Source organism: Streptomyces sp. Mut1, assembly GCF_030719295.1.
GTDB classification, from domain to species: Bacteria; Actinomycetota; Actinomycetes; order Streptomycetales; family Streptomycetaceae; genus Streptomyces; species Streptomyces castrisilvae.
Genome location: NZ_CP120997.1, coordinates 7,463,418 through 7,486,052 on the forward strand (window position 1 = coordinate 7,463,418; position 22,635 = coordinate 7,486,052).

At 73.3% G+C, this 22,635-nt stretch carries 21 protein-coding genes; 12 read left to right on the forward strand and 9 right to left on the reverse strand.

Features of this window, described 5'->3' with window-relative positions:
- The first annotated feature begins 79 nt into the window (after positions 1–79).
- A complete protein-coding gene (locus P8A18_RS32310) occupies positions 80–589 on the forward strand; it encodes a mycothiol transferase (RefSeq protein ID WP_306060344.1) in 510 nt (169 codons plus the stop codon).
- Positions 590–598: 9 nt separating this feature from the next.
- Here the strand turns inward: P8A18_RS32310 and P8A18_RS32315 are convergent, their stop codons facing one another.
- Positions 599–1,399: an AraC family transcriptional regulator gene (locus P8A18_RS32315; protein WP_306060346.1), complete on the reverse strand. Its 801-nt coding sequence runs from the start codon at positions 1,397–1,399 to the stop codon at positions 599–601.
- Between the two features lie 86 nt (positions 1,400–1,485).
- Between P8A18_RS32315 and P8A18_RS32320 the strand changes: the two genes are divergently transcribed.
- Positions 1,486–1,926 carry a DUF2000 domain-containing protein gene (locus P8A18_RS32320; RefSeq protein WP_306060348.1) on the forward strand — a complete coding sequence of 147 codons (441 nt, stop codon included), beginning with the start codon at positions 1,486–1,488 and terminating at the stop codon, positions 1,924–1,926.
- Positions 1,927–1,969: 43 nt separating this feature from the next.
- Here the strand turns inward: P8A18_RS32320 and P8A18_RS32325 are convergent, their stop codons facing one another.
- From P8A18_RS32325 to P8A18_RS32350, 6 genes are all read right to left on the reverse strand, one after another.
- Complete coding sequence (locus tag P8A18_RS32325; RefSeq protein WP_306060350.1) at positions 1,970–3,016, reverse strand: polyprenyl synthetase family protein; 1,047 nt, start codon at positions 3,014–3,016, stop codon at positions 1,970–1,972.
- The gene (locus tag P8A18_RS32330) at positions 3,013–4,077 is read right to left on the reverse strand and encodes a tetratricopeptide repeat protein (protein WP_306060352.1); all 1,065 of its coding nucleotides are present in this window, start codon (positions 4,075–4,077) and stop codon (positions 3,013–3,015) included. Before P8A18_RS32330 ends, P8A18_RS32325 begins: the two co-directional genes overlap by 4 nt.
- A gap of 227 nt (positions 4,078–4,304) precedes the next feature.
- On the reverse strand, positions 4,305–5,597 hold the full coding sequence (locus P8A18_RS32335) for an alpha/beta family hydrolase (protein ID WP_306060354.1): 1,293 nt from the start codon (positions 5,595–5,597) through the stop codon (positions 4,305–4,307).
- A gap of 127 nt (positions 5,598–5,724) precedes the next feature.
- Positions 5,725–6,399, reverse strand: a complete 675-nt coding sequence (locus tag P8A18_RS32340; protein ID WP_306060356.1) for a formylglycine-generating enzyme family protein — start codon at positions 6,397–6,399, stop codon at positions 5,725–5,727.
- Positions 6,400–6,444: 45 nt separating this feature from the next.
- Positions 6,445–8,571 (reverse strand): SpoIIE family protein phosphatase, encoded by a 2,127-nt coding sequence (locus tag P8A18_RS32345; RefSeq protein WP_306060358.1) that lies wholly within the window; start codon positions 8,569–8,571, stop codon positions 6,445–6,447.
- 91 nt (positions 8,572–8,662) lie between these two features.
- Positions 8,663–9,055 carry a nuclear transport factor 2 family protein gene (locus P8A18_RS32350; RefSeq protein WP_306060360.1) on the reverse strand — a complete coding sequence of 131 codons (393 nt, stop codon included), beginning with the start codon at positions 9,053–9,055 and terminating at the stop codon, positions 8,663–8,665.
- Between the two features lie 71 nt (positions 9,056–9,126).
- Between P8A18_RS32350 and P8A18_RS32355 the strand changes: the two genes are divergently transcribed.
- Genes P8A18_RS32355 through P8A18_RS32370 form a run of 4 tightly spaced genes read left to right on the forward strand, consistent with a single transcriptional unit; the run spans position 9,127 to position 12,108 of the window.
- The gene (locus tag P8A18_RS32355) at positions 9,127–9,804 is read left to right on the forward strand and encodes a PadR family transcriptional regulator (RefSeq protein WP_306060361.1); all 678 of its coding nucleotides are present in this window, start codon (positions 9,127–9,129) and stop codon (positions 9,802–9,804) included.
- The gene (locus P8A18_RS32360; protein ID WP_306060363.1) at positions 9,801–10,478 is read left to right on the forward strand and encodes an ABC transporter permease; all 678 of its coding nucleotides are present in this window, start codon (positions 9,801–9,803) and stop codon (positions 10,476–10,478) included. The genes P8A18_RS32355 and P8A18_RS32360 overlap by 4 nt, the downstream gene beginning before the upstream one ends.
- Positions 10,475–11,158 (forward strand): ABC transporter permease, encoded by a 684-nt coding sequence (locus P8A18_RS32365; protein ID WP_306060365.1) that lies wholly within the window; start codon positions 10,475–10,477, stop codon positions 11,156–11,158. The genes P8A18_RS32360 and P8A18_RS32365 overlap by 4 nt, the downstream gene beginning before the upstream one ends.
- Positions 11,155–12,108, forward strand: a complete 954-nt coding sequence (locus P8A18_RS32370; protein WP_306060367.1) for an ABC transporter substrate-binding protein — start codon at positions 11,155–11,157, stop codon at positions 12,106–12,108. Before P8A18_RS32365 ends, P8A18_RS32370 begins: the two co-directional genes overlap by 4 nt.
- Positions 12,109–12,181: 73 nt before the next feature.
- Here the strand turns inward: P8A18_RS32370 and P8A18_RS32375 are convergent, their stop codons facing one another.
- A complete protein-coding gene (locus tag P8A18_RS32375) occupies positions 12,182–13,345 on the reverse strand; it encodes an ABC transporter ATP-binding protein (RefSeq protein ID WP_306060368.1) in 1,164 nt (387 codons plus the stop codon).
- 105 nt (positions 13,346–13,450) lie between these two features.
- Here P8A18_RS32375 and P8A18_RS32380 point away from each other — a divergent pair, with 105 nt between their 5' ends.
- Positions 13,451–14,746: an alpha/beta fold hydrolase gene (locus P8A18_RS32380; protein ID WP_306060370.1), complete on the forward strand. Its 1,296-nt coding sequence runs from the start codon at positions 13,451–13,453 to the stop codon at positions 14,744–14,746.
- Between the two features lie 73 nt (positions 14,747–14,819).
- On the opposite strand, the gene P8A18_RS32385 is transcribed toward P8A18_RS32380, so the two are convergent.
- Positions 14,820–15,398 carry a rhodanese-like domain-containing protein gene (locus P8A18_RS32385; RefSeq protein ID WP_306060372.1) on the reverse strand — a complete coding sequence of 193 codons (579 nt, stop codon included), beginning with the start codon at positions 15,396–15,398 and terminating at the stop codon, positions 14,820–14,822.
- 141 nt (positions 15,399–15,539) lie between these two features.
- Here P8A18_RS32385 and P8A18_RS32390 point away from each other — a divergent pair, with 141 nt between their 5' ends.
- The 5 genes from P8A18_RS32390 (at position 15,540) to P8A18_RS32410 (ending at position 22,557) form a co-directional block, all read left to right on the forward strand.
- Positions 15,540–16,271: a PIG-L deacetylase family protein gene (locus P8A18_RS32390; RefSeq protein WP_018552113.1), complete on the forward strand. Its 732-nt coding sequence runs from the start codon at positions 15,540–15,542 to the stop codon at positions 16,269–16,271.
- A gap of 174 nt (positions 16,272–16,445) precedes the next feature.
- A complete protein-coding gene (locus tag P8A18_RS32395) occupies positions 16,446–19,115 on the forward strand; it encodes a glycoside hydrolase family 84 protein (RefSeq protein ID WP_306060376.1) in 2,670 nt (889 codons plus the stop codon).
- Between the two features lie 174 nt (positions 19,116–19,289).
- Entirely contained in the window at positions 19,290–20,258 is a 969-nt protein-coding gene (locus P8A18_RS32400; protein ID WP_306060377.1) for an NADPH:quinone oxidoreductase family protein, read from the forward strand.
- Positions 20,255–21,442 carry an acyl-CoA dehydrogenase family protein gene (locus P8A18_RS32405; protein WP_306060379.1) on the forward strand — a complete coding sequence of 396 codons (1,188 nt, stop codon included), beginning with the start codon at positions 20,255–20,257 and terminating at the stop codon, positions 21,440–21,442. Before P8A18_RS32400 ends, P8A18_RS32405 begins: the two co-directional genes overlap by 4 nt.
- Positions 21,439–22,557, forward strand: a complete 1,119-nt coding sequence (locus tag P8A18_RS32410) for an acyl-CoA dehydrogenase family protein (RefSeq protein WP_306060380.1) — start codon at positions 21,439–21,441, stop codon at positions 22,555–22,557. Before P8A18_RS32405 ends, P8A18_RS32410 begins: the two co-directional genes overlap by 4 nt.
- Positions 22,558–22,635: the final 78 nt, after the last annotated feature.

Genomic DNA, 22,635 nt, shown 5'->3' on the forward strand with positions numbered 1-22,635 from the left:
GGACGGGTCCTTCCCGCCGGCGCCCGCCGCAGGGCGTGTCGAGGGCGCTCCGGGCGCGGGGAGCGGCCAAGGTGACAGCATGAACGTCGCTGACATTTTGACGGATGGATACTCCCGCATCCGGGAGACCGTGCACATGGCCGTCGAAGGGCTCGAACCCGACGACCTCCACGCCAGGCTGGACGACGGCGCCAACTCGATCGCCTGGCTGGTGTGGCATCTGACCCGTGTGCAGGACGATCACATCGCGGACGCGGCCGGCACGGAACAGATCTGGTTCGCCCAGGACTGGGCCGGCCGTTTCGATCTGCCGTTCACCGCCGACGCGACCGGGTACGGGCAGAGCAGCGAGCAGGTCGGGGCCGTGCGCGTGGGCTCGGCGGACCTGCTCCTCGGCTACCACGACGCCGTGCACGACCACACGCTCGGCTTCGTCGGCGGCCTCGACGGCCACGCGCTGGACCGGGTCGTCGACGAGGCCTGGTCGCCGCCGGTCACCCTGGGGGTGCGTCTGATGAGCGTCCTGTCGGACGACCTCCAGCACGCGGGCCAGGCGGCTTTCGTCCGGGGAGTGCTGGAACGCCGCTAGAACCCCGGCTCACGCCCCGCGCGTACGCGCGTAGTGTCCCGGGCCCGTGCCGACCACCCGCTTGAAGTGGCGGGTCAGATGGGACTGGTCGTAGAAGCCCGCCGAAGACGCCACGGCCGACGCCGGGACTCCGCGCAGCAGCAGCCGGCGGGCGAGGTCGACCCGCCGCCCCGTCACGTACTGGTGCGGTGCCATGCCGAACTCGCGGCTGAAGGCCCGCACCAGATGCGCGTGGTGGGCATGCAGCCGGGCGGCCGCCTCCCGGAGCGTGATGCCCTCGACGTACTTCTCGTCCAGCAGATCCCGAAGCCGGTGCGCGACCCTGCTGTCGTGGACGTAGGGGACGGGGTCGAGCCGGTCGCGCAGATGCTGTTCGAGACGCTCCGACACCAGGGCGAGCCGGCTCGCCGCCTCCAGTTCGTCGCCCGGACCCGCGAGGGCCCGGTGGAGGCTGTCGATGCGGCTGCGCAGCGCCGGATCGTGGAGGACGGGCCGGACCACGGCCCGGCCGATGAGCCGCTCGTCCACCTGCGGGACATCGAGGTACAGGACGCGCTTGCGGAACCCCTCCGGGGTGGCCGCCCCGCCGTTGTGCGGCACGTGCGGGGGCAGCAGCGTCACCGTGTGGGTGAGTACGCCGTGCTCGTGGTGGTCCAGGTCGTAGCGGACCATGCCCTCGTCCACCAGAAGCAGCGTCCACGCGTCGTGCGTGTGCATGGGGTAGACGTGGTCGGTGAAGTGCGCGTGGAAGACCTCTGCGATTCCCTCCACGGGCGGACACCAGGCGGTGATGTCCGGACGGGCAGCCATGTGCCGATCGTACGCCGGACGCGGTCGCGCGCCGACGTGCAAAGTTCGTACAAGACCGGGCGCCTCCGGCCCGGCAGGCTCGGGGCATGACAGCCGATACCACCGCCCCTGCCCCCGTCCGCTTCGACACCAAGATCGCCGTACTGCTCCGGGACGACCTGGAGACCTGGCAGCGGCTGAACGTCACGGCCTTCCTGGTCAGCGGCCTCGGCACCGCCGTCCCCGAGGTGGTCGGCGAGCCCTACGCCGACGCCGACGACACCCCGTACCTGCCGATGTTCCGTCAGCCGGTGCTGGTCTTCGAGGGCACGAAGGAACTGCTGACCACCGCCCACGGCCGCGCCGTCGGCCGGGGAGTTCCCCTTTCGGTGTTCACCTCGGACCTCTTCGCCACGGGCAACGACCGGGACAACCGGGCGGCGGTGCGCGCGGTGCGCGGGGACGGGATGGACCTGGTGGGCCTGGCCGTGCACGGCCCCCGCAACGCCGTGGACAAGATCCTCAAGGGCGCGTCCATGCACCCCTGACACCCGGTGGGCGGGGCGGCCCGCCCCGCCCACCGACGACGTGTCACCCGGTGCGTTCGACCACGTACGGGAGCAGCGTGAGCATGTCCTCCAGGGCCTGCGGTGCCAGCGGAACGCTCTCCAGGCAGGCCCGCGCGCTCTCCAGGTGGCGGCGGGCCTCGGCCGTGGCGGCGGCGCGCCCGCCCGCCGCGTCGACCAGGCCGGCCGCCCGCCCGACGGCCGCGTCGTCCAGCAGGCCGCCGCGCAGCAGCGCCCCCAGCTCCGTCGCCGACGGCCCGCCCGAGGCGAGCGCCGCCAGCACCGGGTACGTCTTCTTGCCGCGCCGCAGGTCGCTGTGGACCGGCTTGCCCGTGACCGCGGGATCGCCCCAGATGCCCAGCACGTCGTCCGCCGCCTGGAACGCCACCCCGAGATGCCTCCCGGCGGCGGTGAGGGCGTCGGCCTCCGTGCGTCCGGCGCCGCCGAGCAGTGCGCCGAGACCGGCCGCGCACCCCAGCAGCGCACCGGTCTTGTGCTCGGCCATCAGCCGGTACTCGTGCGGCCGGACGGCGTCCGGCCCGGTCCAGGGCCGCGACTCGAAGAGCAGGTCGTCGGCCTGGCCGCGCACCAGGTCGGTGAGGGTCGCGGCGAGCAGCCGGACCGCCGGCACACAGGTGCCGCCCGGTGCGTCGGCCAGGGTCTGCACGGCCTGCGCGAACAGTGCGTCCCCCGCGAGCACCGCCGGCCCGGTCCCGTACGCCTTCCAGGCGGTGGCCCGCCTCCTGCGCGTCTCGTCGCCGTCCATGATGTCGTCGTGCAGGAGGGAGAACGTGTGGATCAGCTCGACGGCGACCGCTCCGGCGACCGCGCTCCCCGCCTTCGCCCCGACCGCCTCGGCGCCGAGCACCGCCAGAGCCTGGCGGACGCCCTTGCCCTGCGCACCGGGCACGTCCCCGCCGTCGACCCCGTCCCAGCCGAGCGAGAACGCGGTGATCTCACCGTGCCACGGGTGCAGTTGCCGCACGGCCCGGCACAGGGCGGGACGGATCAGTCCGCGGCAGCGGGCGAGTATCTGCGGCGCGGTGGCCGGCGAGGTCACGGGAGGCGTCATCGGCGTCCGCCCGCGGCCGGCACCCTGTCACCGGCCGGCCCGACGCCCAGCTCCGTGTAGGCCCGGTCGACCATGTCCCGGGCGTTGAGCAGCCCGATCCCGTCGAGCGTGGCGCGCAGCGCGTCCAGATCGGCGGCCGTCTCCCCGCTGTCACGCCCGAGCCGGGCGAGCGACTTCACCAGACCGAGCCGGGAGAGTGCCTCGCCCCGGGGCTCGGTCATCGCACGGAACTCCTCCAGAGCCCCTTCGTAGACCTGCCTGGCCTCCTCGTAGCGTCCGGCACGGTAGAGCACGTTGGCGCGCATCTTGTGGTTGTAGGCCAGGGCGCTCGACAACTTCATCTCGCGGCAGGTGACTTCGGCCTCCGCGAGCAGGCCGAGCGCCCGGTCCGGGTCGTTGTCGCGTACGGAGATGATGTCGGCCATGCCGCGCAGCGCCCAGGCCCGGCCCCGCCGGTCGTCGGCGTCCCCGGCCAGCTGCGCCGCCTCTTCGAACATCGCCAGCGCGGTGTCGAGCGAGCCGGTGTTGCGGTGGATCTGCGCGATGCCCTCCAGGGCCCAGACGGTGTGGCGGGCCTCTCCGCGGGCGCGGGCCTCGGCGAGCAACTGCTCGTGCAGGGACGCGACGGTGCGGTAGTCGCCCTGGATCCGCCCGGTCTCCGCGAGCCCGGCGAGCGAGTAGCCGCGGGCGACCACGTCGCCACCCCGCTTGCCCATGTCCGCCGCCAGGCCCAGCAGACGGAAGGCCAGGCGGAGTCGGCCGCGCTGGCGGGCGAGCGTCCCACCGCTCCACAGCGCCCAGGCCATCGCCCCGGCGTCGTCCGCCGACCGGGCGGCGCGGTAACTGGCCTTCCACGCGCGGTCGGCGTCCGCCACGTGGCCGAGCCGGCGGTGCGCCTCGGCCACGGCGAGCCCCGTCCGGGCCACTTCCCGCGCGGAGCCGGAGCGTTCGGCCGCTTCCAGGTGGCGTATCCCCTCGGCCAGGACGTCCGTGAGGGATGCGTTCACGGACATCTTGGTGAGGGCGCCCTGGTATTCGGGCGCCAGTGCTTTGCTGTGCATGGGAGCCTTTCGCGCATAGGCGGACCGGCCCGGCCGCAACTATACGCCGCATGTATACATGGAGGGTATAGTTGGCCGGCTCTCCGGCCCGTGCATTCGTGAAGGGGGGAGGGGTGGGGTCGTCGTGTGTGCGGTGTGCCGCCTTGCTGTGGATCAAGACGGCGTATCCACGGCGAGGGTTGCCTCGTGTGCGCGAATCCGTTCGGACCCGGTGGCGGGGCCTCCCGTCAGCCGGTACCCGGCGCCAAGTGGTCGATGAACCACGCGCGGGCCCGCTGCGCGACCTCGTCCAGGGTGCCCGGTTCCTCGAAGAGGTGAGTGGCGCCGGGAACGATGTCGAGCCGGCTCTCGCAGTGCAGCTCCGCCTGGGCCCTGCGGTTCAGTTCGAGTACCTCGGTGTCCCTGCTCCCCACGAGGAGCAGGGTCGGGGAGCGGACCTCGCCGAGACGGGCACCCGCGAGGTCGGGCCGGCCGCCGCGCGAGACGACCGCGCCGATCCCCGTGCCGGGCTCCGCCCCGACCATCGCCGCCGCCTGGAGGGCCGCGGCGGCCCCTGTGCTCGCCCCGAACACGCCGAGGGGGCCGGGTGCGTGGAGCCGCAGCCAGGCGGTGGCGTCCACGAGCCGTCCGGCGAGCGTCGAGATGTCGAAGACGTGGGAGCCCTCGGCCTCCTCGTCGGGCGTGAGCAGGTCGAACAGCAGGGTGCCGAGGCCGGCCCGGTTCAGTGCCGCCGCCACGGACCGGTTGCGCGGGCTGTGCCTGCTGCTGCCGGAGCCGTGCGCGAACACCACGAGGGCCCCGGTGTCACCGGCCCGGGTGAGACTGCCGGGCAGGGCCACCCCGCCGGCCTCCACCAGCACGTCGCTGGACGCCAGGGGCCCGGACCGCCGCGCCGCCCGCTCCAGCAGCGACACGACCTCCTCGTCCGGCGTCTGGCCGAAGTCCCGGTACCACTCGCCCACCGCGGAGAACCCGGCCGGCGCCGACAGACACACCAGCTCGTCCGCCTCCCCGCGCAGCCGGGTGGCGGCGGAAGGAGGCGCGACCGGCACGGCCAGCACCACATGGGCCGCGCCCTGGGCACGGGCCACGGCACAGGCGGCGAGGGCCGTCGCACCGGTCGCGATGCCGTCGTCCACGAGGATCACCGTGCGCCCCGCGAGCGGCACGCGCGGCCGGTCGCCTCGGAACTCCCTTGCCCGGCGGGACAGTTCGGCCTCCTCGGCCTGCTGGACGGCGGCGATGTCGGCCTCACCGACCCCGGCCCGGCGCACGATGTCCTCGCTGATGATCCGCACCCCGTCCTCCCCGATGGCCCCGAAGCCCAGCTCCGGATGGCGGGGGACGCCCAGCTTGCGGACCACGATCACATCGAGCGGAGCGCCGAGCTCCCGCGCGACATGGAAGGCCACGGGCACACCGCCGCGGGGAAGGCCCAGCACGACGGGGTCGCTCTGCGCGAGCGGTCCGAGCGCCTCGGCGAGCCGTCGGCCGGCGTCGGCGCGGTCGGCGAACAGCACGGCATTCACCCCCAGACGGGGGGAGGGGAGGAGGAAATCGCCCACCTCGTTCCAGTCAAGGCCACCCCGGAGCGCCCCGCAACCGGACGCCCCGGGGGGCCGCGGCCGGGCCCGGCAGCTTCACGGCTCAGCGCGGAGCGGAGCGGGCGATTCGGAACCCCGTGTCGTCGATCCGGAACGTCGGGTGGCTGCGCCGCCGCACCGAGGCCCGGCAGCTCCAGCGCTCGTCGAACCAGCCGCCGCCGCGCAGCACCCGGTAACTGCCGTACACCTCGGCGTCGTAGACGTCCCAGCACCACTCCCACACATTGCCCAGCGTGTCGTACAGCCCCCACGCGTTGGGCCTCCGTCCGCCGACCTCGTGCGGCCGCTCCCCGGAGTTGCCCCGGTGCCAGGCGATCTCGTCCAGTTCCCCGTACCGCGCCGTGTCCGTGCCGGCGCGGCAGGCGTGCTCCCACTCCGCCTCGGACGGCAGCCGGAATCCGTCGGCGTGCCCGTCCCACTCGGTGTCCTCGGCCGCCGTGCCCAGGCGGTAGGCGGGTGCCAGGCCCTCCTGCCGGGACAGGGCGTTGCAGAACCGGACCGCGTCAAGCCAGGACACGCCCTCGACGGGGAGCCGTTCGCCCCGCGCGCTGCTGGGCCGCTCGCCGGTGACCTTCGCGTACAGCTCCTGGGTGACGGGGTGCGCGGCGAGCCGGTAAGGAGAGAGGTCCACGTCCCAACTGCGCTGTGTGCGGCGGTCGGAGAGGGTGACCCGGCCCGCGGGGACGGTGACCATCGGGATCGTGCCGGCAGTGTCCATGGGACGGTGATCGTATCAACGCCCCGGGCCGTGGGCGGGGGCGCGTCAGCCGTGCTCCTTCCCCAGCGCCTCGATGAGGAGGAGCGCGATGTCGTCGCTGCCCGGCGTGGCGTGCTGCGCGTACCGGACGAGGCTGTCGGCCAGGGCGTCCATGGAGCGGCCGGTGCCCCGGGCGAACTGGCCGGCGAGGGCCGCCGTCGACGCGTCGAGATCGGTGCCGGGCACCTCCACCAGGCCGTCGGTGTACAGGGCGAGGGCGGCGCCGGGCGGCAGCGGGATCTCGGTCGTCGGGTAACGCGCCGCCCGGTCGATGCCGAGCAGCAGCCCGGGAGGCAGCCGCAGTACCTCGGTCTGCCCTCCGGGACGGCGCAGCAGCGGCGGCGGATGCCCGGCCGTGGCCAGCAGGGCCCGGTGGCCGGCCAGGTCCAGGTGGACGTAGAGGCAGCTGGTGAAGAGGCCGGGGTCGAGATCGGTGAGCAGACGGTTGGTCCGCTCCAGGACCTCGGCGGGCGGCGCGCCCGCCGAGGCGTGCACCGCCGTGCGGACCTGGCCCATCAGGACGGCGGCCTTCACGTTGTGGCCCTGCACGTCGCCGATGGCCGCGGCGGCGGTGGTGGCGTCCAGCCGGATCACGTCGTAGAAGTCGCCGCCGATCCCCATGCCCCGGGTGGCCGGCAGATAGCGGGCGGCCACGTCCAGGCCGTCGATCGCGGGGAGGGTGTGCGGGAGCAGGTGGGCCTGGAGGCTGTGCGCCAGCTGTTCCTTGGTGTCGAACAGGCGCGCCCGGTCCAGGGCCTGGGCGATCAGCCCGGCGATCGAGGTGAGCAGGGCTCGCTCCTCCGGCTCGAAGGGGCGCGTACGTTCGTAACCGAGCACCAGCGTGCCCACCGGGCGTCCCGAGGCGAGCAGCGGGAGGAACGCCCATGCGGCCAGGTCCTGCTGGAGCGTGGCGGGCTCGAAGGTGCGCTTGAACGCGTCGAAAGTGCGGTAGAAGGCGGGCACCCCCGTGGTCAGGACGTGTGCGACAGGGGCGTGCGAACTCAGGGGCGCGCCCTCGAAGCACTCCATCAGTTCGGCGGTGAAACCACGGTGTCCGTCGATCCGCAGCCGCCCCTCCGCCGCCGTCATCACGGCGAATGCCTGGATACGGAAGGCCGGCACGAACTGCTCGGAGATCAGCTCGACCACGTCGCGGATGCCGACGGCCTCGGTGAGCGTCGCCGCCAGGTGCATCAACTGGTAGAGCGCCACCGCCCGGCCAGGGGTGCTCGGCGGTGCGGCGGCGGCCGTGGGAGGCGTGGGGGAGTGCGGCGCGGCGACGGGAGTGATGTAGACGCTGATGCCGGACGCGTCGGGGTAGAGGCAGAAGGACAGCCACTGGTCCGGCGGTCGCAGCGCGGTGAAGGACATCGGCTCGCGGCTGATCATCGCTCCCCGGTACTGGTCCTCGAAGTGCGGATCGGCGAGCCAGCGCAGCGACTCCCAGGGCAGCGTTCCCACCAGCTCGTCCGCCGGTTTGCCGACCAGGGCGGCGCCCGCGTCCGTGAGGTAGGTGATCCGTCCGTGCGTGTCCAGGGTGCAGCAGCCGCCCGGCAGCCGGGCGACGAAGTCGGCCGCGGCGACCGCCTCGGCGCGTGCGGACGGGGCGGTGGTGACCGGCGGCAGCACCCGGGGCCCGGCCCCCGCGCCGACCGGCCGCCCCTTCTCCCGCGCCTCGTGCAGCACCCGCGCTGCCTCGCCGCAGCAGTCGTGGACCGCTGCCCGCTCCCGCGGTGCCAGCTGCGGCGGGTGCGAGCCGGGCCACAGCAGCACGAGACCGCCGAGAGCCTCGGTCCCCGCCAGGACGGGCGCGGCCGCCAGCGCGAAACGGTAGGGAAGGACGAGCGCGGGACGCGGATAGCTCCGGGCCAGCTCCTCCTGGCTGCCCAGCCACACCAGATGCCGGTCCTTCACCGCGTCGGCCACCGGCATGGGAGCGGACAGCGGCACCCGGAGCCAGGGGTCGGCCATCTCCTGCGGCACCCCGGCGAGCACGGCGAGCCGCAGGGTGGGGCTCCCGGGCGGCAGCACGTACAGCATGGCCACCGCGGCCCCCGTCTCCCGCACGGCACGCGCCACCGCCGCGTCCAGGAGATCGTCCACGGAGTCCGTCACAGGACCGACATTGCCCATAAGCGGACAATACGCCCGGCGCTTCCGGTCGACACCGTGATGCCCGCCGTCATGGCGCGCTTCCCGGGGTGCGGGCTCGCCCCGGGCCGGGTCAGCCGGCTGCGGCCTCGCGGCCGATCTGCTCGAACCGCGCTCCCATCTCCGCGGCCAGGGCCTGTGCCGCGGACAGCGGCCGGACCATCACCATGAGGCTGTCGATCTCGCCCGCCTCGTTCAGATGGAGGAAGTCGCAGCCGTTGATCTCGCGGTCGCCCACCTTCGCCGTGAAGACGAGAGCGTGCTCGCGTCCGTCCGCGCTCGCCATCTCCTGCACGTAGCGGAAGTCCGTGAACACCTCGGACACGGCACGCAGGATCGCGGCGGTGAGCGGCTTTCCGGCGTAGGGCTTGAATGCCACCGGGCTGGTGAAGACGACGTCCTCGGCGAGCGTGGCCTCGGCGGCCGCGATGTCGTGTGCCTCGACGGCCTTACGGAAAGCAAGCATCCCGGACTCCCATAGTCAATTTGTTGAATAGGTGTGAACGAGATTAATCACATCGGTGTTAGCGTGTCCAGATGTCACTCAAGTACGCCGTCCTGGCGGCCCTGCTCGAAGACGAGGCGTCCGGATACGACCTGGCCAAGGTCTTCGACGTCTCGGTGGCGAACTTCTGGTCCGCCACACCGCAGCAGCTCTACCGGGAACTGGACCGGCTGGCGGCGGACGGGCTGATCGAGTCACGCGTGGTGGAGCAGCAGCGCCGCCCGAACAAGAAGGTGTTCACGCTGACCGGGGCCGGCCACGACGCGCTCGCCGCGTTCACCGCGAAAGCGCCCCGCCCCACGGCGATCCGGGACGAGCTCCTGGTGATGACCCAAGCCGTGGACATCGGCGACCGGGACGCGGTCCGCGCGTCGGTCGAGGAGCGCATGGAATGGGCACGCGCCAAGCTCGACCGGTACGAACGGCTGCGCGAACGCCTGCTGGCCGGCCGCGACGAGGCTGCCTTCATCGCGGAGACCGAACGCATCGGCCCCTATCTGACCCTGATGCGCGGCCGGTCCTTCGAGGAGGAGAACCTGCGGTGGGGGCAGCGGGTCCTGGAGATCCTGGACAGCCGCGCCGCGGCCGGGGGGAAGCCCGGGTCGGGCGGCGTTGCCCGCCCCCTCGGCCCGCCGTCGCCCGTGCGCGCGCCCCGAACGGACGCCCAGAAGGCGCGCACCCGCGGCGCGCGGGCTGCAATGGACGGGTGACCGCGCCCCCCGACGACTGCCTCGCGCGCAACGAGTGGGTCTGCGGCGCCTACCTGAGTTCCCGCCGGCACATCCTCTGGGACGCCGTCCTGCAACACGTGCAGCTGACCGCGGTGGCCGTGCTCATCGGCCTCGTCCTCGCGCTCCCGCTCGCCCTCGCCGCCCGCCGCTGGCACTGGGCGGCCGGCCCCGTGCTCGGGGTGACGACGATTCTCTACACCATTCCGTCGCTCGCCATGTTCTCCCTGCTGCTGCCGGTGTACGGACTGTCCGCCTCGCTCGTCGTCGCCGGCCTCGTCCTCTACTCGCTGACCCTGCTCGTACGCAACGTCCTCGCCGGGCTGCGCGCGGTCCCCGAGGAGACCCGGCAGGCCGCGCGCGGCATGGGATACGGACCCGTACGACTGCTCCTGGCCGTGGAGCTCCCGCTCGCCCTGCCCGCAGCCATGGCCGGCCTGCGCATCGCCACCGTCTCCGCGGTCTCCCTGGTCACCATCGGCGCGATCGTCGGCTACGGAGGACTCGGCAACCTCATCTACTCCGGGATGAACACGTACTTCAAGGCCCAGGTGCTCACCGCGTCCGTCCTGTGCGTCGTCATCGCCGTCGCCGCCGACCTGCTCCTCCTGCTGCTGCAACGCCTGCTGACCCCGTGGACCAGGAGCCGGTCGTGAACACCCTCCTGGACGCCTGGTCCTGGCTGACGACCTCCGCGCACTGGCACGGCCAGGACGGCATCGGGGCCCGGCTCGTCCAGCACCTCTACCTCACCGCCGTCTGCCTGCTCGTCAGCTGCCTCATCGCCCTGCCCGTCGCGCTGCTCCTCGGCCACCTCGGCAAGGGCGGCGCACTCGCCGTCAACCTCTCCAACATCGGGCGGGCCGTCCCCACCTTCGCCGTCCTGGTGCTGCTCCTGCTCACCCCGGTCGGCCGCTGGGGCGAGGGCCCGACCATCGTGGCGCTCGTCCTGTTCGCCGTGCCCCCACTGCTCACCAACGCCTACGTCGGCATGCGCGAGGTCGACCAGGACGTCGTCCGCGCCGCCCGGGGCATGGGCATGACGGGCCGGCAACTGCTGCTCCAGGTGGAGATGCCGCTCGCCCTGCCGCTCATCCTCACCGGCGTGCGCATCGCGGCCGTCCAGCTCGTCGCCACGGCCACCATCGCGGCCCTGGCGGGCGGCGGCGGGCTCGGCCGCATCATCACCGCCGGGTTCAACCTCGCCTCCACCGCCCAGGTGGTCGCCGGAGCGGTCCTGGTCGCCGTGTTCGCGCTGGTCGTCGAGGGGATCTTCGAGGCGGCGCAGCGGCTCGCGCCCAGCAGGCTCGGGCTGCGCGCGGGGGAGACCGGGTGAGGTCCCGGCGCCCGCTCACCGCGCTCGTGCTGCTGGCGGCCACCGCCTGCTCCACCGGCCCCGCCCTGGAGAACCAGGGCGAGGTCACCGCACCGCCCGGCGACAGCAAGCACCTGACCATCGGCTCCGCCGGCTTCACCGAGAGCGACCTGCTCGCCCAGATGTACGCCCTGCTGCTCCGGCGCGCCGGATACTCCACGAAGATCATCTCCGTCACCAACCGGGAGATCTGCGAACCCGCCCTGGAGAACGGCCAGATCGACATCGTCCCCGAGTACGCGGCCACGTTCGCCGACTGGCTGAACGCCAAGAAGAACGGATCCGACGCCGACCCCGTCGGATCGCCGGACCTCGCCGCCACCATGAAGGCCCTGCGCGCCCTCGCCGCACCCCGTGGCCTGACCGTCCTGGACCCCGGCAGGGCGGTCGACCAGAACGCCTTCGCCGTCACCGCCGCCTACGCGGGGAAACACCACCTGAAGACGCTCGGCGACCTGGGCCGGTCCGGTCTGCCGGTACGCCTCGCGGCCGGCGACGAATGCGTCGAGCGCCCCTACTGCGCGCCGGGGCTGAGGAAGACGTACGGGATCGACATCACCGCGGTCGACCCCAAGGGCGTCGGCACCACCCAGGCCAAGCAGGCCGTACAGAGCGGCCGGGACCAGATGGTCCTGACCACCACCACCGACGCCACCCTGGACGACTTCGGACTCGTCCTGCTCGCCGACGACAAGCACCTCCAGAACGCCGACTACCTCGTCCCCGTCGTGAACCGCTCCCGTGCCGGCGGCGCGGGCGTGCGCAAGGCGCTGGGCAGGCTCAACACCGTACTGACCACCGCGGACCTGGCCCGGCTGAACGAACAGGTGGACAGCTGGCGGCGGCTCCCCGAGGACGTGGCCCGCACCTACCTGAGATCCGAGCACCTCATCCCCGGCAAGGACGGGTGAGGGATCCCCGCCGCGGCCGACGCGCGACTTCCGGCGGTACACCACGAGCGCCCGACCCCGGACGGGGCGTGGCTCAGGCGTCCGCCACCGAGTCGAACCGGACCTCGTCGCGCCCCACACCCTGCGCGTCCGCGTCCACCGAACGCCGCAGCGCCTCATGGAGCTTCGCCGGAGTCAGCACCCCGAGGAACCGCGCCCCGTCCAGCACCGCGATCCACCCCGCGTCGTGCTGGAGCATCTCGCTGAACGCCTGCTTCAGCGGGGCGCCGACGGGCACCCACGCGTCCATCCGGCGCGCCAGTTCACCCACCGTGCCCTGGTCCCCGGCGATCCGAAGGGCGTCCGCCGACACCCAGCCGTGCAGCTCGCCCCCGGCGTTCAGCACGACCGCCCACCGCGAGCCCGCCGCGCCCAGCCGGGCCGCGGCGGCCCCGGCGGGCTCGTCCAGCCGGGCCACGGGCGGCTCCTCCAGATCGTCCGGCTCGATCGCGGTGACCGACAGCCGCTTCAGCCCCCGGTCGGCGCCGACGAATCCGGCCACATACGGCGTCGCGGGGGAGCCGAGCACCGCGCCGGGACTGTCGAACTGCTCGATGCGCCCCTGGCCGAACACCGCGATCCGGTCACCCATCCGCACCGCCTCCTCGATGTCATGGGTGACCATCAGAACCGTCTTCCTCACCCTGGACTGGAGGTTGAGGAACTCGTTCTGCAGCCGCTCCCGCACCACCGGGTCCACCGCGCCGAAGGGCTCGTCCATCAACAGCACCGGCGGGTCGGCCGCCAGCGCCCGCGCCACCCCCACCCGCTGGCGCTGGCCGCCGGAGAGCTGGGCGGGGTAGCGCGCACCGTACGTCGACGGGTCCAGGCCCACCAGATCGAGCAGCTCGGCCGCGCGCTCCCGTGCCCTGGACCGCTTCCAGCCGACCAGCGCCGGCACCGTCGCCGTGTTGTCGAGCACCGTCCGGTGCGGGAAGAGCCCCACCTGCTGGATGACATAGCCGATGCGGCGGCGCAGCTTCACCGGGTCGGTCCCCGCGATGTCCTCGCCGTCCACGAGAATGCGGCCCGATGTCGGTTCGATCAGCCGGTTCACCATCATCATCGTGGTGGTCTTGCCGCAGCCCGACGGGCCCACCAGGGTGACCAGTTCCCCCTCGGCGACCTCGAAGGACAGCCCGTCGACCGCGGCCGTACCGTCCGGATAGACCTTGCCGACCTGTTCGAACCGGATCATGACTGCACGGTAGGAGCCGGGCGCCCGCCCCGCACACGGGCCGCGACCGTCCGGGGCACAGCGGTGTGCTGAACTGTCCGGGAACCGTCCGATCCAGGAGCACCCTTGAACAGCTACCGTCAGCCCGGCCTCGTCCTCACCGACCATCACTTCAGCGTCCCGCTCGACCACGCCGACCCCGGCGGTGAACGGATCGAGATCTTCGGCCGGGAGATCGTGGCCGCCTCCAAGGCGGACCAGGAGCTGCCCTGGCTGCTCTACCTGGAGGGCGGCCCCGGCTTCGGCGCCCGCCGCTTCGCGGGCGCGGAGGCCTGGCTCGGACGGGCGGTCCGCGAATTCCGGGTGCTCCTGCTCGACCAGCGCGGCACCGGCCTGTCCACCCCGGCCAACCGGCAGACCCTCCCGCTGCGCGGCGGACCGCGCGAGCAGGCCGACTACCTCGCCCACTTCCGCGCGGACAGCATCGTGCGGGACTGCGAGTTCATCCGCCCGCAGCTGACCGGCGGGGCGCCCTGGACGGTCCTCGGCCAGTCCTTCGGCGGCTTCTGCGCCGTGCGCTACCTCTCCGCCGCTCCCGAGGGCCTCAGCACGGTCCTGATCACCGGCGGCCTGCCCTCCCTCGACGCCCACGCGGACGACGTCTACCGGGCCGCGTACCCCCGCATCGAACGCAAGGTCGCCGCGCACTACGCCCGCTACCCGCAGGACGTCGAACGCGCCCGGGAGATCACCGCTCACCTCGCGGAGCACCGCCCCGAGAGCGCCGGGCACCGGCTGACGCCCGAAGGCTTCCAGTCCCTCGGCATCCTGCTCGGCGGTGGCAGCGGCAGCCACCAGCTGCACTACCTCCTGGAGAACGCCTTCGTCCGCACCCCGCACGGCACGGAGCTCTCCGACACCTTCCAGGAAGCCATGCGCACCGCGACGTCGTTCGCCGGGCACCCCCTGTACGCCCTGATGCACGAGGCCATCTACGGCCAGGACGGCCGGCCCACCGACTGGGCGGCGGAGCGGGTCCGGGCGGAGTTCCCGCAGTTCGACGCCGTGAAGGCGCTGGAGGGCGACGGGCCGGTCCTGTTCACGGGCGAGTCCATCCACCCCTGGCACTTCGACGTGGACCCGGCGCTGCGCCCGCTGCGCGAGACGGCCGGACTCCTCGCGGCCCGCACCGACTGGGCACCGCTGTACGACCCCGAGCGCCTCGCCGCCAACGAGGTCCCGGTGGCCGCCGCCGTCTACCACGACGACATGTACGTCGACACCGCTCACGCGCTGCGCACCGCCGCCGCGATTCGCGGGCTGCGCACCTGGGTGACCGACGAGTTCGAGCACGACGGGGTCCGCGCGGGCGGGCCGCGCGTGCTGGACCGGCTGCTCGCGGTGGTCCGCGACGAGGTCTGAGACCCGGGCCGAGTCCGCGAAACGCGCGGGGGCCGGCCGCACGCGTCGTGCGGCCGGCCCCCGCGGTGCCCCGTCAGGCCTGGAGGGCGTCCAGGGTCGCGTCCAGGCCGGCCGCAGAGCGCGGGGCGCGGTTGTGCGGGAGCTTGGACAGGGCCGCCGCCATGCCGCAGGTGTCGGTGACCGCGGAGAAGACGAGGCCGGAGCCGACGCCGGCGGCCAGCCAGCGCGCGGCGGGATACCTGACCCCGGCCAGCAGCCCGGCCACCACGAGCGAGCCGGCGGCCAGCCGCACCTGGCGTTCCATCGGCCAGGTGGCCCTGCCGCCCTCCGGGTGTTCCAGGCCGTGGCCCTCGCTCTCCCAGGCGGAGGTGCCGCCCGTGAGCGTCGCGGCCTCGATGTCGGCTGCCGAGAGGATGTCGCACGCGCGCGTCGAGCGGACGCCCGAGGCGCACACGATGAGCAGCGCGCCGCGGGCGGACGCGGACTTGAGGGCGGGTACCGCGTCGGAGAGACGGTCCAGCGGTATGTTCAGCGCACCCGGCACGTGCCCTGCGGCGTACTCACCGGGGGCCCGCACATCGATCACGGTGAACTCCGGGAGCCGGGCGGCGGCCTGGGCGGGGGAGAGGGATGCGGGGACGGGGCTGGTCACGAGCTGTGTTTCCTTTCGTTCACCGGGTGTGAGGCAGGCACACGCTCTCTCCTGCCCCGGATGGCCCAGGATACCCCTCGGGGTATTGAACCGGCCGTGTCATGGGTCTCGGGGGCCTCCTTGCCGGTTTAGCCTGCCGACATGACCGAGCAGCTGAAGCCCATGCCCGAGGACTGGCGGCGCGCGCTCGCCGTGGTCGCCCACCCCGACGACCTGGAGTACGGCTGCGCGGCGGCCGTGGCCGGGTGGACCGACGGCGGGCGCGACATCACCTATCTGCTGGCCACCCGGGGCGAGGCCGGCATCGACACGCTCGAACCGGAGGAGTGCGCGCCGCTGCGTGAACGGGAGCAGCGCGCGAGCGCCGCCGCCGTGGGAGTCTCGCGCGTCGAGTTCCTGGACCACCGCGACGGGGTCATCGAGTACGGCGTCCCGCTCCGTCGCGACATCGCCGCGGCCATCCGCCGGCACCGTCCCGAGCTGGTGATCACGCTCAACCACCGCGATACCTGGGGCTCGGTCGCCTGGAACACGCCCGACCACCGTGCGGTCGGACGCGCCACCCTCGACGCGGCCGCCGACGCGGGCAACCGCTGGATCTTTCCCGAGCTGACCGAAGAGGGCCTCGAACCGTGGGACGGGGTGCGCTGGGTGGCCGTGGCCGGATCGTCCACCCCCACCCACGCGGTGGACGCGACGGCCGGGCTCGAACGGTCCGTGCAGTCCCTCCTGGCCCACCGCACGTACATCGAGGTGCTCACGGACGAGGACCCCGAGACGTACTGCCGTACCTTCCTCACCGCCAACGCGGAGGTGGCGGCCGAGCGCTTCGGCGGGCGTCCGGCCATCCCGTTCGAGCTCTTCGGCCGCTGACTCCGGGCGGGGGTCCACCCGCACTCCTCCGTGCAGAAGTGGCATTTCGGAAGGAGAAATCGCAGGTCAGCGCATCGATGTTGTCCAGACCATTGACATGCAAGCGCCAGGATGTTGAATTCAGTCTCATTGTGTTGCGCGACTCTGGTGACTTGAGTGACCAATGGAGGATCTGTGACGCCTCGCTCGCCCCGCATCACCGCACTCACCGCCGCGGCGGCCCTGCTCGGAGGCGGCCTGCTGGCCGCCGGGCCGTCCGCCCACGCGGCTGACGGCGCCCCGGCCGGCGCCTCGGCCAAGGCCCAGGACACCCCGGCCATCACCCCGACCCCGCGGTCGGTGAACAACCGCACGGACCGGGTGACCATCACCCCCACCGTCACGCTCGTCGCGGGAGGGACGGCCGACGGTCCCGCCCTCGACGTGGTCGAGGCGGCCCTGCGCGAGGCGGGCGCCCGGCACGTCGTCCGCGCGGAGCGGCCCGCCCCCGGCAGACTCACCGTGTACGCGGGTGACCCCGCGGCCCTGGCCGCCCAGAAGCTCGAAGGCCCCTCCGCGCTGCCCGCCGAGGGATACGTGCTCGGGATCGGCGCGGGCCGGATCGTCCTCGCCGGCAAGGACACCACCGGCACCTACTACGCCGCGCAGACCCTGCGCCAGGTGCTCCCGCACCGGGCGCGGCCGGGAGGCAAGGTCGCCGGCCTCGCCGTGCGCGACTGGCCGGGAACCGCGCTGCGCGGGGTCATCGAGGGGTTCTACGGCACCCCGTGGTCGCACGAGGCACGCCTCGACCAGCTCGACTACTACGGCGAGCACAAGATGAACATCTACGTGTACTCGCCCAAGGACGACGACTACCTCCGGGCGAAGTGGCGCGAGCCGTACCCCGCCGGGCAGCTGGCCCAGATCGAGGACCTCACCGACCGGGCCGCCCAGCGGCATGTCGAGTTCACCTACGCGCTCTCACCCGGCCTGTCGGTCTGCTACAGCTCCGAGGACGACGTGAAGGCGCTCGTCGACAAGTTCCAGACGATGTGGGACATCGGGGTCCGCACCTTCGCGGTCCCGCTCGACGACATCAGCTACACCGACTGGAACTGCGACGCCGACCAGGAGAAGTGGGGGACCGGCGGCGGTGCGGCGGGCGCGGCCCAGGCCCATCTGCTCAACCGGGTCAACCAGGAGTTCATCGCCACCCACGCCGGCGCCCAGCCGCTCCAGATGGTGCCCACCGAGTACTACAACGTCAGCTCCTCGGCGTACAAGACGGCCCTGTCCGAACAGCTCGACCCCCATGTGCTCGTCGAGTGGACCGGCGTCGGCGTCGTCGCCCCCACCATGACGGTGGCCCAGGCCGACGCGGCCCGGGAGGTGTTCGGGCACCCGATCCTGACCTGGGACAACTACCCGGTCAACGACTACGCGACCGACCGCCTCCTGCTCGGCCCGTTCAACGGCCGCGAGAAGGGGCTGCCGGGGCGGCTCGCCGGGATCACCGCCAACCCGATGATCCAGCCGTTCGCCTCGAAGCTCTCCCTGTACACCGTCGCGGACTACGCCTGGAACGACGCCGCCTACGACCCGCGCGAGTCCTGGGGCAAGGGCCTCAAGGAATACGCGGGAGGCGACGCCCGCACCGAGAAGGCACTGAGGGCCTTCGCCGACGTCAACTACAGCTCCGCGCTCAACACCGACAAGGCGCCCGAGCTGTCCGCCGAGTTCGCCCGCTACTGGAAGTCCGGCGACGCCGGGCGGCTCACCTCCGTCCTGACCTCGCTGGGCGCGGCCCCCGCCCGGCTGCGCGCAGACCTCCCCGACCGCGGCTTCATCGAGGACTCGGGCCCCTGGCTGGACGCCACCGCGTCCTGGGCGACCGCCGCCCGCACCGCCCTCGGCATGGTCGAGGCCGCCCGCGCGGGCAAGGGCGCCCAGGCCTGGGAGCTGAGGCAGAAGCTGCCCGCACAGATCGAGCGGGCCGCCTCCTTCACGTACACCGGACTCGACGGCCGCGAAGTGCCGGTCCTCGTCGGGGACGGGCAGCTGGACGGATTCGTCGAAGCGGCCACCGCCGAGTACGACCGGCTGCTCGGGGTGAGCGGCAGGCCCACGGCCTCGACCAGCCTCGGTACCTACCAGAACAACACCGCCGCCCGGATGCTCGACGGCGACGACTCCACGTACTTCTGGAGCGACGGGGCGCCCGCGGCGGGCGACCAGCTGACCGTCGACCTCGGAGAGTCCCGGTCCATCGGTGACATCACGCTCGTCATGGCCAAGCCGGGCAGCACCGACGACTACCTCCACGCCGGGGTCCTGGAGTACTCGGACGACGGGCAGAGCTGGCAGAAGCTCGCGGACTTCTCCGAAAAGCCCGAGGTCACGGCGACCCCGCCCGCCGGCACCGAGGCGCGCTACGTGCGGGCCCGCGCGACCGCCGGACAGACCAGCTGGGTCGTCGTCCGTGAATTCCAGGTCACGACGACCGACGGCGCCGTCACCGGCAACCCGCCCGCGGCCACCGGCTCCACGCTGCGTGCGGCGGCCGACGGCGACCCGGCCACCGTCTACCGGGCGGCGCGCGCCACCGAGGACGGCGAATCGCTCCAGGTGGACCTCGTCGCCGCGCGTACGGTCGGCTCCGTGACCGTCCTGCGGCCGGCCGCATCCGGCGCCGCCGCCGACATCCAGCTGCGCGAGGCGGACGGCACCTGGCACACCGTCGGCGCGCTGCGCGGCGCGTACACCCGCGTCGACACCGAGGGGCGCACCGCCGACGCGGTACGCCTGGCCTGGCGGGCCGGCTCGGCCGCGCCCCAGGTCGCCGAGGTGGTCGTGGGGAAGTAGCACCACCGCTCGGCCGTGCGCCCGGCGCCCCCGCGGTCCTGCGGGCGGGCCGGGCGCACCGCCATGTCGCGGGCCGGCCGGACCGGATGCGCGAGGGTTGTTCCCACAGAGGCAAGCGACCGCTTAGTATGCCCCGGAGCAGTGGTAATGCCGACAGTGTTGTGGAGGCCCCTCATGCAGGCATGGCGAGTGCACCGGAACGGCGAGCCGAGCGAGGTGATGCGGCTGGAGGAGACGGATCGGCCCACGCCCGGCGACGGGCAGGTGACCGTCGAGGTGCTCGCGGCGAACATCAACTTCCCCGACGCGCTCCTCTGCCGGGGCCAGTACCAGGTACGGCCACCGCTCCCGTTCACTCCCGGCGTCGAGATCTGCGGCCGCACCGAGGACGGCCGCCGGGTGCTCGCCACCCCCGCCCTGCCCGACGGCGGCTTCGCGCAGTACGTCGTCGCCGACGAGGCGGCCCTGCTGCCGGCCCCCGAGGCGCTGGACGACGCCGAGGCCGCGGCCCTGCACATCGGTTACCAGACCGGCTGGTTCGGGCTGCACCGCCGGGCGCACCTGAAGGCGGGCGAGACCCTTCTCGTGCACGCCGCAGCGGGCGGCGTCGGCAGCGCGGCCGTTCAGCTCGGCAAGGCCGCGGGCGCCACCGTCATCGGCGTCGTCGGCGGACCGGAGAAGGCGAGGACCGCCGCCGCACTCGGCTGCGACCTCGTCATCGACCGGCGCACCGAGGACATCGTCGCGGCGGTCAAGCAGTTCACCGGCGGCCGCGGCGCCGATGTCGTGTACGACCCGGTAGGGGGCGACGCGTACGCCAAGTCGGTGAAGTGCATCGCCTTCGAGGGGCGGGTCGTCGTCGTCGGCTTCGCCAGCGGCGTCATTCCCACCCCCGCGCTCAACCACGCACTGGTGAAGAACTACTCGGTCCTCGGACTCCACTGGGGCCTCTACAACACCAAGGACCCGCAGGCGGTACGCGACTGCCACGCGGAACTCACCCGGCTCGCCGCCGAAGGCGTCATCAAGCCGCTGATCAGCGAGCGGGTCGCGATGGAGCAGGCGGCGGCCGCCGTCCAGCGCGTCGCCGACGGCACCAGCACCGGCCGCATCGTCGTCCTCCCGTCAGGAGCCGCCCGATGACCGCCCCCGACGCCGGCGAACTGCGCCGCCTCACCCGCGAACTGCTCGCCGCACACCCTCCGGCCACCACCGGCCGCACCGACTTCCTCAAGGCACGCTTCGACGCCGGACTCGCCTGGGTGCACTACCCGGTGGGCCTCGGCGGCCTGGACGCCCCGCGCTCCCTCCAGCCCGTCGTGGACGCCGAACTCGCCGCCGCGAACGCCCCGGACAACGACCCCCGCCGCATCGGCATCGGCCTCGGCATGGCCGCTCCCACCATCCTCGGCTTCGGCACCGACGAGCAGAAGCAGCGCTTCCTCAAGCCCCTGTGGGCCGGCGAGGAGGTGTGGTGCCAGCTCTTCAGCGAACCGGGCGCCGGCTCCGACCTGGCCGCCCTCGGTACGCGCGCGGTGCGCGACGGCGAGAGCTGGGTGGTCGACGGGCAGAAGGTGTGGACGTCCAGCGCCCACGTGGCGCGCTGGGCGATCCTCATCGCCCGCACCGACCCGGACGTGCCCAAGCACCGCGGCATCAGCTACTTCATCTGCGACATGACCGACCCCGGCGTCGAGGTCCGGCCGCTGCGCCAGATCACCGGCGAGGCCGAGTTCAACGAGGTCTTCCTCACCGGCGTGCGCATCCCCGACAGCCGCAGGCTCGGCCCCGTCGGCGAGGGCTGGAAGGTCGCGCAGACCACCCTCATGAACGAACGCGTCTCCATCGGCGGCGCGCGCATCCCACGCGAGGGCGGCATGATCGGCCCCGTCGCCAGGACCTGGCGCGAACGCCCCGGCCTGCGCACCCCCGACCTGCACCAGCGCCTGCTGACCCTATGGGTCGAGGCCGAGGTCGCCCGGCTCACCGGCGAACGCCTGCGCCAGCAGCTCGTCGCGGGACAGCCCGGCCCCGAGGGCTCCGGCATGAAGCTCGCCTTCGCCCGGCTCAACCAGGAGATCAGCGGCCTCGAAGTGGAACTCCTCGGTGACGAGGGGCTGCTCTACAGCGACTGGACCATGAGGCGGCCCGAACTCGTCGACTTCACCGGCCGCGACGCCGGCTACCGCTACCTCCGCTCCAAGGGCAACTCCATCGAGGGCGGCACGAGCGAGGTACTGCTCAACATCGTCGCCGAACGCGTGCTCGGCCTGCCCGCCGAACCGCGCAACGACAAGGACGTCGCCTGGAAGGACCTCTCCCGATGACCGCACAGACCGCAGTGGGCCAGGCGCCCGACCTCCTCTACTCGGAGGCCGAGGAGGACCTGCGCGCCGCCGTCCGCTCCCTGCTCGCGGACCGGGCCGACGCGCCGTCGGTGATCGCCCGCACCGAGTCCGACACGCCGTACGACCCGCGGCTCTGGACGGCGCTCGCCACCGGCATCGGCGCCGCCGGGCTCCTCGTGCCCGAGGAACTGGGCGGCCAGGGCGCCACCCACCGCGAGGCCGCAGTCGTCCTGGAGGAGCTGGGCCGCAGCGTCGCGCCCGCGCCGTACCTGACCAGCTCCGTCGTCGCCACCGAGACCCTGCTGGCGCTCGGCGCGCAGGACGGGCCGGTGGCCGGACTCCTCGCCCAACTCGCCGAGGGCCGCAAGGTCGCGGTGCTCGCCGTCCCGTTCTCCGCCGCGTCCGCGGGCACCCCGGCCGCGACCGGCTCCCTCGACGCGACGCTCGGCCCGATCGCCGACGCGGCCGCCGCCGACGTGCTGCTGGTCCCCACGGCCGACGGCCTGCACGCCGTCGCCACGGACGCGCCCGGCGTACGCGTCGAGCCGCTCGTCCCGCTCGACCTCACCCGCCCGCTCGCCACCGTCGCACTCACCGGCGCCACCGGAACCCGGCTCGCGGACGCCGGGGCCTCGGCACGCGCCGTGGACCGGGGGCTGCTGGCAGGGGCCGGGCTGCTCGCGTCGGAGCAGCTGGGACTTGCCGAGTGGTGCCTGACCGAAACAGTGCGACACACCCGGGAGCGCCACCAGTTCAACCGGCCGGTCGGCTCCTTCCAGTCGCTCAAGCACCGCATGGCGCAGCTCTGGCTGGAGGTCGTCTCGGCTCGGGCCGCGGCGCGAAACGCCGCCGACGCCCTGGCGACGGGCAGCCCCGACACGCCGTTGGCCGTGGCCGTCGCCCAGGCGTACTGCTCGAAGGTCGCCGTCCACGCGGCCGAGGAGTGCGTCCAGCTGCACGGCGGGATCGGGATGACCTGGGAGCACCCGGCACACCTCTACCTGAAGCGGGCCAAGGCCGACGCGACCGCGTACGGCACGGCGGGACGCCACCGGGAGACGGTCGCGGCACTCATGGAGCTGCCGGCACCGTAACGGGCCTTGGGTACGCGGGAGCGGGGGGTGCGCGAGGCCGCACCCCCCGCTCCCGGGCGGACCGCCCCTTCCCCGCTC